The organism is Flavobacterium poyangense, from assembly GCF_011751075.1.
Taxonomy (GTDB): Bacteria; Bacteroidota; Bacteroidia; order Flavobacteriales; family Flavobacteriaceae; genus Flavobacterium; species Flavobacterium poyangense.
In genome coordinates this window covers 117,309-131,992 of the sequence record NZ_JAALLN010000009.1, presented here as the reverse complement: position 1 = coordinate 131,992, position 14,684 = coordinate 117,309, and the positions used below count along the sequence as shown (strand labels likewise).

3 protein-coding genes are annotated in these 14,684 nt (G+C 35.7%); all 3 read right to left on the bottom strand.

Annotated elements, in window-relative coordinates:
• Nucleotides 1-11: 11 nt before the first annotated feature.
• The 3 genes from G3A47_RS15015 to G3A47_RS15005 are packed head-to-tail and all read right to left on the bottom strand — an operon-like array spanning nucleotide 12 to nucleotide 14,273.
• Entirely contained in the window at nucleotides 12-4,484 is a 4,473-nt protein-coding gene (locus tag G3A47_RS15015) for a MupA/Atu3671 family FMN-dependent luciferase-like monooxygenase (RefSeq protein WP_166923726.1), read from the bottom strand.
• A gap of 1 nt (nucleotide 4,485) precedes the next feature.
• The gene (locus tag G3A47_RS15010) at nucleotides 4,486-7,881 is read right to left on the bottom strand and encodes a non-ribosomal peptide synthetase (protein WP_166923724.1); all 3,396 of its coding nucleotides are present in this window, start codon (nucleotides 7,879-7,881) and stop codon (nucleotides 4,486-4,488) included.
• Between the two features lie 8 nt (nucleotides 7,882-7,889).
• Nucleotides 7,890-14,273 carry a non-ribosomal peptide synthetase gene (locus tag G3A47_RS15005; protein ID WP_166923722.1) on the bottom strand — a complete coding sequence of 2,128 codons (6,384 nt, stop codon included), beginning with the start codon at nucleotides 14,271-14,273 and terminating at the stop codon, nucleotides 7,890-7,892.
• Between the last annotated feature and the right edge of the window lie 411 nt (nucleotides 14,274-14,684).

Genomic DNA, 14,684 nt, shown 5'->3' with positions numbered 1-14,684 from the left:
TTTTATTGCTCTTATAAATCGCTCATAAAATCCATCAATTCCTCAACATCTTCCATTTCATTTTCTTCTATTTTCACTTTATTGGATAATTTACTCTGATTCAGGTATTCACCCAAAGTTCGTATCGTAGGGTATTGAAAAAAGGATATAATTTTTAGATCTGTATTCAAAGCGGTATTCAATAGTACCAGTAACTGAAATGCTTTCATTGAGTTACCTCCAATTTCAAAAAAGTTATCATCAATACTAATTTGCTCCAGTTTTAAATAGTCACCCCATAACGTTGCCAGCTTTTCTTCCGTTTCATTCCTTGGGGCAACATAGTTTTTACTTACACTAATTTCTTCATTGGGAAGAGGTAGTTTTTTATAATCAATTTTGCCATTTGGTGTTTGCGGAAAGTCATCAAGTGTTATTACATATTGCGGTATCATGTAGTGAGGCAAACGCAATCTTAAGAATTCTTTGATCCTGTCTTCTTCTGTATAACTTGCTGTTTTTATATAAGCAACAAGAAAAGTTTGTCCTTTGTTTTCGAAAGTCGAAATAGCACTTTGAGTTACCATTTCGTGCTCAAGAATTACATTTTCTATTTCTTTTAACTCAATTCTGTGCCCTTTAATTTTTACCTGGCTATCTATTCTTCCCTGATATACCAGCTCTCCATTAGAAAGCCAACAAGCCAAATCACCTGTCTTGTATATTTTTTGGTTGTCTTCAAAAGGACTATCGATAAATTTTGATAAGCTTAACTCCTCATTATGCAAATACCCTAAAGACACCCCATCTCCGCCTATGCATAACTCTCCTGATACCCCAACCGGACATAACTGGTTGTAAGCATCCAGGATATAAATTTTTGTATTGGCAATAGGCTTTCCTAACGTTACATCGTTGCTTGTTGCTACGGTTTTTACAGCAGACCAAATAGTTGTCTCTGTAGGTCCGTACATATTATAAATATCATTATTCACTTCACTAAGCAACTTTTCTGCAAGCGCTTTTTTTAATGCTTCTCCGCCAACTAAAAGAGTTTTTATTTGCTGTAGTGCTTCTTTTCCTTTGGTATTCAACAAAAATTCTTCGTAAAACGATGGTGTCGATTGCAGGTGTGTAACCTCATGTTGCTGAATAAGTGTTGTCGCCTCTTCTTCAGACGTCAATCTATCCATGCGATTTACAATAAAGTCATGCTGAACTTTAGCTCTTCTTACCAATTCTTTTAAGCTGTGTAAATGATCCAGATTTTCCAGTACTTTATTTTCATCTACTCCAAAATCAATCAAACAGGCTATTTCATCAACATTAATATTGTAAGCACGGTTTATTATTTCTAAACAGCTTTCCGGAGTTCCAAACAAACTACTGCTTTTGTAAAACCTCAGAAAACCCATATCTAATAATGTGTCCTGGTCACTGTCTAAGTTTAACCCTTGCTCTTCTGCAAGAGGCTTTAGAAGATCCAGCGAATGCCTTAGGTAATTTTTAAAGGGTTCTTCTACTATAGCCTTTACCTCATCAACATTATCTCCTACATAAGTATGTAACATCAATGCTACTTTTCCTTTCTGCGGATCATATCCGTTTTCTTTAAGCGTTTGTCTGTATACTTCTATTTTCTCTCCTAAATCTTCAATACTCTGACCTAACAAATGTGTCAGTACATTGGCACCAATGCGTCCTGCATATTTGAACGTCTCTACACTTCCTGCGGCTGTTACCCAGATTGGAAGTTCTTTTTGTACCGGTGTAGGATGTATTTTAAATTCAAAGTCTTTCCCTATTCCGTTTTTTCGGGTTAAGGATTCTCCTCTCCATAACTTTTTTAGAACATCAATTTTTTCATGCATCAATTGATGACGATTCTGATAATCATTGGGTGCTAAAACAAAATCGTTTGGATGCCATCCGGAAGCAATTGATAATTCTACTCTTCCTTCCGATAAATTGTCAATCATTGACCATTCTTCGGCAACTCTTACAGGATCATGTAGCGGCAATACCACACTTCCTGAACGAAGTTTTATATTTTTTGTAATGGTCGAAACTGCCGCGGCTGCTATAGACGGATTCGGGAATTGATCTCCAAAATCATGAAAATGTCTCTCCGGAACCCAGATCGCTTCAAACCCATTTTTATCGGCATAACCAGCCCCTTCAATAAGTAATTTGTATTTATTGGTTTCAGAAGTTGTTCCGGTAGGAAAGTAAAACAAACTGAAATCCATTGCAGGTTTAGGAAGAATAGGAACCGGTCTTTCTAAATGAAGTACCACCTTACTTCCACGCGTTAAGGTCCATAACAATTCGAGAATTGAAATGTCAAAACTTATACTGGTCATCGCTAACCACACTTCAGACTGACTTGTCTGATTAAACTTCAGATTCATTCCCTCCATAAAGTTTACCAGATTCCTATGGGATACTTTTACCCCTTTTGGTTTACCGGTAGATCCTGATGTATAAATAACATAGGCCAATGATGTACTTTCAATTTCAGGTAAGTAAAACTCTTCTGATGACTCCATATCCAATGCAGCAACGGAAATGGTTTTAACGTTTTTAGAAATTATATTTTGAGTCTGTTGGTCTGTTAAAACAATTTCTGTTTTACTGTGCTCTATGATATAATCAATCCTATCCAACGGGTAAAATGGATCTAATGGCAAATAAGAAGCTCCTGACTTCAATGTTCCAAGAATAGCAATCATCATTTCTGTAGAACGCCCCAGACAAACCCCTACTGTAGTATTGGATAATACGTTCTGTTTGTGAAGATAAGACGCCAATCTTGTCGATTTTTCATCAAGTTCTTTATACGTCATCCCTTTTCCTTCGCATACCAGAGCAATTTTATCAGGAAACAGCAGTGCTTGCTTTTGAAACAAAGAAACAATTGTTTCTTTTGTATCATACTGATGTGCAGTTGCATTGAATTGATTTAAAAGCTCCTCTATTTGCTTACTATCCAAATATTTGGTGCTTTTAATAGGCAATTGTGGCTCTTTGACACTTTGTTCTATGAAGTTTTCATAGTTTACAGCCAGGTCTTCAATAAATTTTTTCTGAAAGAGATCTGTATTGTACTCTATAGATAGGCTTAAATTGTTTTCGTCTTCAAAAAAAGTAAAGGTTAAGTCATACTTGCTGACTGCACTCTCAAAATTGTTATAAAAGGAGCATTGTACCCCTTCAAAAAACAAATCAGCACTACTTAATTCGTCATTTTTTTGTTGATGCGCCACCAGAATATCAAATAAAGGAGAGCGGCTTACATCTCTGGTTAAATTCAGTTTATTTACCAGGTCTCCAAACGAATAACCTGCATTTGAATACGCTTCTTCTAAGGTTTGTTTTTGCTGATTGAATAAATCCAAAAAAGAACTATCTTCCTGAAATTGCATACGTATCGGCAACGTATTAATATACAAGCCAATTTGGTTTTGAAGTTCAGCATAATTTCTTCCGGAAACAGGAGTCCCTAAAATAATATCCGTTTGAGAGGTATATCGATACAATAATCCATTTACAGAAGCCATCAATGCCATAAAAAGAGTTCCTTTGTTTTCGCTTGAAAACACTCGTAAGCTTTTTAGATTTTTTTGACTTATTGTATGCGTATAACTAGATCCGGTATAGGTCTTTAAAGATGGTCGGGTTTGGTATGTTGGTAAGTTAATGACCGGTAATTCTCCTGAAAATTTTTCTGACCAATATTTTTCTTCACTTTTTACATTTTCTTTATCACTAATCCACTCGGCATAATCTTTAAATTGTATCGTCAGCTCCGGTAAATCAACCAAATTTTCGGAAACTAAATTATTATAGATTTGTGCTAAATCAGACAGCAAAATTTCTAACGAGGCTCCGTCAGATATAATATGATGAATTTTAATCCCTAGATAATATTCATTGTTACTTTTGTGCAGTAACAGCATTTTTAGAAAAGAAGCTTCTTTTAGTTCAAACGGTGCTTTTATAAAATCAGTTACCGTAACTTTAATTTCTTCATCTGAACAATTGTTTTTGATTTCCATTTGAAAATCACTCTCTTCTAAAATTCTTTGCGCTATTTCGCCATTTTCCTGTGTTACAAAATGCGTTCTTAAAACCTCATGTCGCATCACAAGCTCATTAACAGCCTCCTGTAATTTGTCGGTATTTATATTCCCTTCCAGTTTTAAAACAAGAGGCAGATTGTAGGCACTATTGATCTCTTCCATTTGGCATAAAATCCAAAATCGCAATTGAGAAGAGGTTACCTGGTACAACTCTTTTTTAGCTGCTTTAAGAATTTTATTAGGAGAACCAACTAATGTTATTTTCTTTAAGTAATCGAGAATACTTTCTTTATTTTCTTTTACCAGTTCAATGAGCGAATTATCGATATCTTCTTCCTGAAAAATCAATTCAAGATTTTCCCCGGATAGTTTCACATCTAAACCCTTTAATCTTATTTCTTTTAAAATAGAGGCTGCTTTCATTTTATATAAGAATTTTTTTCTTCTCTGTTAATGTTACCGGATTTTGTAACGACTTTAAATTTTCAATATGTAGCGCTACAGATTCAATAGTTGGATTACTTAAAAACAATTCGAATGATATTTCAGTAGCTAGCTCTGACTTTATCTGATTTAACAGCTTATGCATCCTCAGACTATGCCCTCCTAACTCAAAGAAATTATCGTGAATTCCTATCTTATCAACCCCCAACAGGTTTTTCCAGATTTCTGCTAATTGCTTTTCTATGATGGTTTCCGGAGCTGTATATTGTGCAGTAACTAATGCATGGTCATCAATCTCAGGTAATGCTTTTTTATCGATTTTACCGTTAGATGTAAGCGGAATCTCATCCAATAATATGATATGAGAAGGTAACATATAGTCCAGAAGAACCTTGCTTAATTGCTTTTTTAGGTGAAGCCTGTCAATGGGTTCATTTGTTACAATGTAAGCCACTATCAGTTGCTCATTTTCTTTATTCACCACATCAACAAAAGCCTGACTTATATGCTCCTGAACCAGAATAACATTTTTGATTTCTTCTAATTCGATTCTATATCCTCTAATTTTTACTTGATTGTCATTCCTGCCTAAATAAATAATATTGCCTGTGTAATCTTCATAGGCTAGATCTCCTGTTTTGTATAAACGCTCGTTTTTTTCAAACGGATTTGCAATGAATAGCTCGTTAGTCAGATCAGGTAAATTTAAATATCCATGCGCTACATGTTCCCCTCCAATATAGATCTCCCCTATTACTTTTTTAGGTACCGGTTGCTGATCCTTATCTAAGATGTATACAGTCGTATTGGCTACAGGTTTTCCTATTGGCGCATACGTTACAATCTCGCTTTCTTCACTACTCATTGTAAAACTGGTCACCACATGGGTTTCGGAAGGCCCATAATGGTTGTGCAGTTTTACTTTAGGGTTTTGCACCAAAAATTCTTGTAAGGTGCTATTCACCAATAATTGCTCACCGGAAGATATAATGTGTTTTATCTTATGGTTTTTAACAAGTGTTTCTTTTGGAAAATCAAAAAAGTTAGTCAGGGCTGAAAATGGAAAACACAACACTTCGATAGCATTGACAACAATGTAATCTAAAAGCATGCTGAAATCCGTTTTCAATGATTCCGGGGTTATAAACAGTATCCCTCCGCTACTTAACACAAACCAACAATCCTGTAAAGAAACGTCAAAACTAAAGGAGGTATATTGCAAATGCCTTAATCCGGCTTCTATACCCGAATCATAAATATTCCATTGAATTAAATTACTCAACATTCTATGGGTTTGTACAACCCCCTTAGGGTGCCCGGTAGATCCTGAGGTGTAAATAACAAAGGAAGGATCATCTAATTGATTTACTATATTCAGATTACTGCCATTCCATTCAGAAAAAACAAATTGATCTAAATTGATTAGGGCTGCCTTTTCTGATAATTCTTCGTCAAATAAATCTGTTGTTGAAACTACCGTTTTTATTTCGGCATCGTCTAAGATATACTTCTTACGTTCAACATTGTATTTATGATCAATTGGAACATAACATCCTCCGGCTTTTATAACGCCTATCATTGCCAGAACATTTAAATGCGAACGTCCCAAAATTACTCCCACATTGGTTTGTGGAGTTACGTTGTATTTTTCTCTTAAGCAATGTGCTAATTGATTGGTGTATTCGTTTACTTCTTTGTACGTTAATGAAATATCTTCGTACTGAACAGCTACATTTTCAGGCGTGCGTTTTACTTGATTTTCAAAAAATTCTATCACGCAGTTTTTTAAATACTTTTCCGTTTCAGCTTCCTGCTTAAGTACGCTTTCATTCTCAGTAAGATAGTTTAGTGCTCCTATTCTTTCTGTATGTTGCGTCAATAATAAATGAACCAAATTTTTATAATGCGTTATAAACTGCGCTATAAATTTTTCTTCAAACAAATCGGTATTGTATTCTACCTTAAGCGATAACAAGTCATTTTCGGTCTCTTCTACATATACTAATAAATCAAATTTACTGGTGGTATTTTTTTCGACTGTAATTGTATCTAAAGAGGCCTCACTGTCAAACTGTTCACTATTTTTTGCTCCTTCTTTTGGCAAAACCACCAACATCACATCAAAAAGAGGATTTCTGGAAGCATCCTTTTTTAGATTCAAATCCCTTACTACTTCTTCAAAAGGATATTGCTGATTATTATGTGCTTCTAATACGGATTGTTTTACAGCCGCAAAAAAAGTATCAAATGAGTCTGATTGCTCTATTCTGTTTCTAATTGCCAGAGTATTGGTATAAAACCCAATTTGATTGTTTAAATCCATATGCTCTCTGGCCGCAAACGGACTTCCTATAATAGTATCCTTAGTTCTACTATACTTCGCCAACATGATATGTAATGTGGTTAACATGACCATATACAAAGAACCTTCGTTGCTTTTTTGATAGGCATTTACCGCATTAGAAATGTTGGTATTAAAATACGTTTTCAGCGTTTGTCCATTATATGTTTTTACGGATGGGCGCGTACTGGTAACAGGTAATTCTAAAATCGGTGTTTCAGTCGAAAGTTTGTCTAACCAGTAGGTCTTTTGTTTTAAAGAAGATTCTCCTTTCAAGTTTTCTAAACTCCATACCGTATAATCTTTATATTGAATTCTTAATTCTTGTAGGGCCGGCACCTTATTCGTTTGTAAAGCCGTATAAACCGTTAGTATTTCGCTCTTTAAAATAGGAATTGACCAAGCGTCACAGATAATGTGATGTAAACTACAATAGAAATGGTACTTATTATTTTCATATTTTAATAAAGCTGCTCTAAGCAACGGTCCATTCTCTAAATCAAAAGAGATATTTAAATCTTCCTTGATGTATTGATTTACTTGGTACAAAGAATCCTCAACTGCTGTAAAATCTTGGTAAGCTAAACTAAAATTTAACTCCTCTACCGACAGAATATGCTGCTGTACTTCTTCGTCTGAATTCAGGCGAAATACGGTTCGTAATATCTCATGTCGGTTGATTACATAACGTATGGCTTCTTCTAAAAGATTTCTATCGTAATCGCCTTCTAACTGAACTTCAAAAGGAATATGATAGGCAGTAGAAGCCGCAGTCGACTGTGACTCAAACCAAATTCTAAACTGTGCATTAGATACAGGATAACTAAGTGCTTCTTTTGCTTTAGGTATTTCCTTAAATTTATTGATCGAAATAGACTGTAGATAACTTATGATCTGTTCTTTATTGTTTCTTACTATTTCCACTACCTCATCCTCCACATTCTCTTTTAACAGAGATACTTCTAACTGATTCTCGACTAGCTTTACCGCTACCCCTTTTTCTCTTAGTTCTTTTATTAAAAAGATTGTTTCCATGTGTAATTTTATATTAGTATTTTTTTTACAGACTGCTCGTTATTCATTTCTTCGAGCCATTTTACATTTTCAATATTTACGGCCAAATTCTGAATGGTAGGACGCATAAATAATTCCTGAATATTGATCGATACATCAAATTGTTTCTGCAGAACCGATAATAGTTCTGTAGCTTTTAAACTGTGTCCGCCCAAATCGAAGAAATCATCTGTTACGCCTATTTTTTCCAAACCAAGAATTTCCTGCCATATTTCGACTATTCTCGCTTCTGTTTCTGAACTTGGCGCTACATAATCTGAAGTTTTAATTTTAAAGACTTCCAGTTTTAAAAGTTCCGTTTTATCTACTTTTCCATTAGCTGTTAAGGGTATTTCGTCTAACAACAGATAACAGGTTGGCAGCATATAACCCGGTATTTTTTTTGACAGCTTGCTGCGTATTTGCTGGATATCAATATTTTCGCCTTTTAAATAAGAAACTATTTGCTTTTCTCCGTCATGTTCCTTAGTGAGGACTACTGCATTGCTTATGTTTTCTTCTTCTTGTAAAGCATGCTCTATTTCGCCAAGTTCTATACGGTATCCGCGTATTTTTATCTGATCATCTTTTCGACCGGCAAAACCCAGGTTTTTGTCCGGCATCCAATAGCCCAAATCTCCTGTTCGGTACATTAGGGTTCCGGAATCAAACGGATTGGGTATAAATTTCTCTGTAGTCAATTCGGGTTGATTCATATAACCTACGGCTAATCCTCTTCCGGAAATACAGATCTCGCCTATTAAGCCTTCTCCCTGCAATGCCAATTCTTCCGATACGATGTAAAAACGGGTATTAGAAATTGGCCTTCCAATCGGAAGCGAATGCTCGTGTCTTTTGTCGATCCTGTAACAAGTACTATAGGTTGTATCTTCAGACGGACCGTATAAATTTCTTATCTCAATCGGATATTTAATCAGGGCATTGCTCAAGGCAATCGGAATAGGTTCTCCCGCCATGTTTAGTACCGAAACATTTTTTAAAGAAATCTCTCTTTCCAGTAAATTATCAACGACAGACGGAACTGTGTTTATTAGTATTTTTTCGTCTTGGTCTACATAATCGGCAATGGATAATCCATTTGTTATGATTCTGATTTTTTTTCCGGTACTCAAAGGATAAAACATTTCAAATACCGATAAATCAAAACAGTGTGAGGTTGCGGCATACAGAATCTCAAAATCAGCAGTTGCAAATTCTTCCATGCTCCAATCTAAAAAGGCCACAGCGTTATCATGAGTTAACATAACTCCTTTTGGCTTTCCGGTAGAACCCGAAGTATAGATTAGGTATGCTAATGAATCAGAAGTTATTTTAATTTCAGCTAAGTCTGCCACCGGTATAACTGCCTGCTTAAAATCCTGCAACAATTTTTCCGTTATGACAACTTTACAACAACTATCCTGTTCTATATAAGCGATTCGTTCTTCGGGATAATTTAAATCTATAGGAACGTAGGTCGCCCCGGCTTTTAATACCGCTAATATGGCTATCACCAACCATTCGTCTCTTTTTACTTTTATACCTACAAAATCTCCCGGACTTACCGAACTGTGATGCAACAGATATTGTGCGAGCTGATTTGATTTTTCAGCCAACTCTTTGTATGTAATCGTTTTATCTTCACAAACAAGAGCAATGGCATCCGGTGTTTTACGGGTTTGAGAGGTTACTAAATCTACTATTGTTCTGTTTTTCGGATAATCTGTATCAATTGCATTATACGTGTACAACAAACGTTGTTTTTCTTCCGCAGGAACAAAGTCGATTTTAGCAATGTTATGAGCCGGTTTCTCTATACCTTCAGCAATAAACCTTTCTAAATACTGTATCAGTTTTTGTACAAAATCTTCGGTATAGATGTCGGTATTATAGTTCAATGTCAGACTCAAACTCTCTTTTCCTTCTGCAAAAGAGAAACTCAAATCAAACTGACTTGTAGTCTTTTGTATTTTTTTATAAGGCGCTATTTCTATTTCTGCGAAAGTCTCTTCCTCAGAAAATAGATCTTGCTGATTGTGTAAAACAACCATCACATCAAATAATGCCGATCTTGAAAGGTCACGCTTTAATTGCAATTCTTCTACCAGAACATCAAATGGGTACGACTGATTATCATAACCGTCCAGCAGTACGTTTTTTTGTTTTTTTACCAGACTTGCATAAGTATCAGCAACTTCAAAACGAGTTCGAATCGCCAATGTATTCAGATAAAGTCCGATCTGATCCTCTAAATCAGGATACGCTCTTCCGGCAACGGGAGTTCCGAGTACGATATCCGTTTGTCCGCTGTATCTGTAAAACAATCCGTTTAATCCTGCCATTAAAGCCATAAACAAAGTAGCTTCGTTTTGTTGGCAAAAACTTCTTACTTTAGAGATAAAATCTATAGAAAAAGTATGTGAAACATTAGCACCATTGTACGTTTTTACTTTTGGTCGCGTTGCCATTGTCGACAGTTCCAATACCGGAAGATCACCGGCAAATTGCTCACGCCAATAGTTTCCTGATGTTGCTACTTTTTCCTGATTTGCCGCGCTGTTATACCAATGTGCGTAATCTTTATACTGAATTGGCAGCTCCGCTAATTTGATTCCTGAAGCCTGCTTTAAATTGTTGTATTCTGCTACTATTTCTCTGGATAAAATTTCCATAGACCAACCGTCTCCAACAATATGGTGAAGATTGAACAACAGTAAATGATGTGCCTCGTTAAGGCTTATAATTTCTACTTTTAACAGTGGTGCTACACCCAAATTAAAAGCATGGTTTACATGACGGTTTACGGTTTCTGCTATCTCTTCCTCGTTTAATCCGTGATGTACTACAATCGGACAGTTAACCGATTGTGTACCCAAAACGTATTGGCTCAATACTCCGGATTCATTTGCTTTAAAAACGGTACGAAGACTTTCATGTCGCTCAATAAGTTTATCTACAGATTGTTGAAACAAGGACAGATCTAATTTACCTTTCAATTCCAACACATTCGCAATATTATACGCCGCGTTTCCTCCCTCAAACTGACTTAAAGTCCATAAACGTCTTTGTGAAGAAGTCACCGGATAAAATTCCTGCTCTGGTACTTTGATAATTTGTGCGCTCGAAGACTGTTGTAATTTTTCTATAATTCCCAATATCGTTGGGGACTCAAAAACATCTTTGACTTTTAATTTGTAACCTAGTTTTTCTAATTTGTTTATGAGTCTTATCACTTTCAAACTGTGTCCTCCCAGGTCAAAAAAGCTGGTGGTAATTCCGATTTTGGATATTCCTAAAATCTCTTCCCACAACAAAACCATTTGAGATTCGAGATCGCTCGTTGGGGCAACGTACTCGATATTTTTTGCCCCAAGATCTTCAATAGCCAATAACGCTTTTTTGTCTATTTTCCCATTAGATGTTAAAGGAATTGACTCCAATTCAACATAAAATCCCGGAATCATATATTCCGGCAAACTTGATCTTAAAGATTTTTTTAAAACTTCAATATTTATATTTACACCCACCACATAGGCCACGAGAACTAGTTCTCCTGCACGCTCTTTGGCCAGTACTACTGCTGTTGTTACGGTTTGATCTTCTTGCAAAGCATGTTCAATCTCACCCAATTCTACACGATACCCTCTAATTTTTATCTGATGATCTTTTCGGCCTATAAAACCTATGTTCCCATCCGACATCCAATAGCCAAGATCTCCTGTGCGATACATCACCGCATCAGTCTTAAAAGGATTGGTTACAAATTTTTCCTTGGTTAATTCAGGCTGATTCAAATAACCGGCTGCTACTCCTTTTCCGGAAATGCAGAGCTCACCAATAATTCCAACCGGAGTTAATTGAGTGGTATCAGACTCCAAAATATAGACTTGTCTGTTTACAATCGGTTTCCCAATCGGAATAACAGTTTCTTTTTTTGTTATTTGGTAATAGGTTGCGCAAACAGTACTTTCTGTCGGACCATAAGTATTAAATACAGCAAACTTGTCCCATAAATTACTAATATGGTCTGCTTGTAAAGTATCACCACCGCTAATCAGTGTTCTAAGACTAAGATTGTACTGATCGTATACATCGTTCAGGTATTGCAAGGCATACGGATTCGTACTCAAAACGGTTATATGATGTTGTTCACAAAGTCTGAACAAGGCTTCAAAATCACCTTTATCATCGTGAAAAAACAAGGTTCCTCCGCTAATAAGAATCGGAAATATTTCTTCTATAGAGGTGTCAAAAGAAATGCTGGCTTGTTGCACCACGCTATCCTGAGCCGTTAATTGAAAATGATTTTTAAACGTTAACACATAATCCACAAAAGATTCATGTGTAATTTGAACTCCTTTCGGATTTCCGGTCGATCCCGAAGTGTAAATCACATAGGCCAGATCTTTTGGAGATATTGTCACAAAAGATTCCTCGGCATACTTATCTAAATTACTTTTAAACTCGTTTACGATCTCTGTATTGATAACAAGTTTGCATTCGCTGTCTTGTTGTATATAATTCTTTCTTGCTTCGGGATAAGCAGGATCTATGGGTACGTAGACCGCTCCTGCTTTTAATACGCCTATGATTGCAATAATCATCCACGGATTTCTTTCCAGCTCAATTCCAACAAAGTCACCTTTTTTAATATTGAATTGTTGTGCGAGACAATTGGCCAGTTTAGTACTGTATTCTTCTAAATGTGCATAACTGATTTTCTCTCCCTGATGTACAAATGCAGCTTGATTTGGGTTTTCCTTAGCCTCTGCTTGTATAAGATTTACAACCGTCAAAGAAGCATCATAAGGCGTTACAATCGGATTGAATTCGTTAAGAATTTTATTTTTTTCCACCGGAGATACAATTTCAATCGCATGGATGGCCTGCTCCGGTTTTCTCAAACCTGCAGTTAAAAATGCTTCGAAATGATCTAACAAATTACCTATAAAATCTTCCGTATAGATATCTGTATTGTACTCTACGTTTAGGGTTAATCCTTTTTCACTTTCTACAAATACAAAACTAATATCCAGTTGGCTAACCCCTCTTTCTATTTCGCTGTATTCGGTAGCGGTAATCCCATCTATTCCTTTTTGATCGTTTAGTTCCAATCCCTGATGGTTTTGCAATAACACCATTATATCAAACAAGGGCGATCTGCTTTGGTCTTTCGGGAGAGCTAATTGATTTACAAGTGCGGTAAAAGGGTATTCTTTATTTTCATAGGCCTTAATAAGTGTCTGCTTTTGTTTCTGCATCAACTCCAAAAAGCTGTCTTCTTTATTAAATTGCGTCCGAATTGGCAAAGCATTAGAGTATAAACCAATCTGATTCTCAAAATCAGAATGCTCTCTTCCTGCAACTGTAGTACCAAGCGTAATGTCGGTCTGAGTTGTGTATCTGGAAAACAATCCATTAAGACCTCCAACCAAGAGCATAAACAAGGTCATTTGCTGCTCTTTACCAAATGCATTTAATGTTGCTAAAAACGGTTTTGAAAATTCGTGCTGACGAATATTCCCGTTATAGGTTTTCATAACCGGACGTTTTCCGGGAACAAGATTCAGTACCGGAGATTTGGTTTCAAACTGTTGTTTCCAATAGTCTAATTTGTTGGAATATTCAGGGCTTGTCAACTTTTCGTTGAGCCATTCGCTATAGTCTTTGTATTGTATAGACAGTTCGGCTAACTTAATTTCTTCTTTGTTGGCTAAACTCGTATAAACCAGCATTACTTCTCTGGTCAGAATTTGTAAAGACCAGCCATCGCCTATAATATGATGTAATACAAATAAAAGTATGTGCTCTTCCTCATTTCTTTTGAATAAAGTAGCGCTCAGCAAAAGATCTTTCTCCAGATCAAAAGCTTTTTGATATTCTTGTTTTATCTGATTATGAAACTGCTCTACAGACGAGTCCTCCGAAGCTACGATCTGAAGCTTAAAATTGGCTTCTTCCTTAGCCAGGATGTATTGTTGTATTTCTTCTTCTTGATTTTTTCTAAAAATGGTTCTGAGCGATTCATGTCGAGCAATAACCTTCTGAAATGCTTTTTCCAGAAGTGCCGCATCAAGTTTTCCGCACAACTTCAGTGTTGAAGTAATATTATAAGCCCGGTTTCCTCCCAGGTATTCATGTGTAAACCACATAAAGTATTGTGTCGGGGTCAAAGGGTAACTTTCTAGTACCTTCGCTTTAGAAATTGAAGTATTTGAAGAGATCAAACTTATTAAGTATGCTTTGTGTTCTTTGATCTCTTCCAGCAACTCTTTTGTCAATACTCCCTTTGGAGCATTCACCTTAAGATTTCCGTCAATTATTTTCAACTGAACTCCTAAAGAAAGAAGCTTATTAATAATTTCATTTTTCATAAAAAAAGCAGTTTAAATCTAGCCTTGTATTGTATTCTATTTTCCAGATTATTTTCTTCTTTTTCATTTACTTTATTTTTTAACTATTGTTAAAAAATAACTGATGCCTTTTTAAACTTTGCAAGCTTTTTACTTCCTACAAACGTTAACTTATATCAAAATATCAACCCTTGTAAACTTGCCATTATGCAAAATTTCAAACTTCAAAAAAAAACTTATCAACTTCATTTACAACAAGTTGATTTCAAAAAATCCTTTCAAATATTTACTCATAAAATACTCTACCCAAAAATATCAGTAAGCTATCTATAAAAATTACGGACTTTTGATGTGTAATTTACGGTCTTTTCACTGTAGCCTATAAATCACTAACAATCAATCAAATAAACATGCAAATTGCGCCCAAAAAAA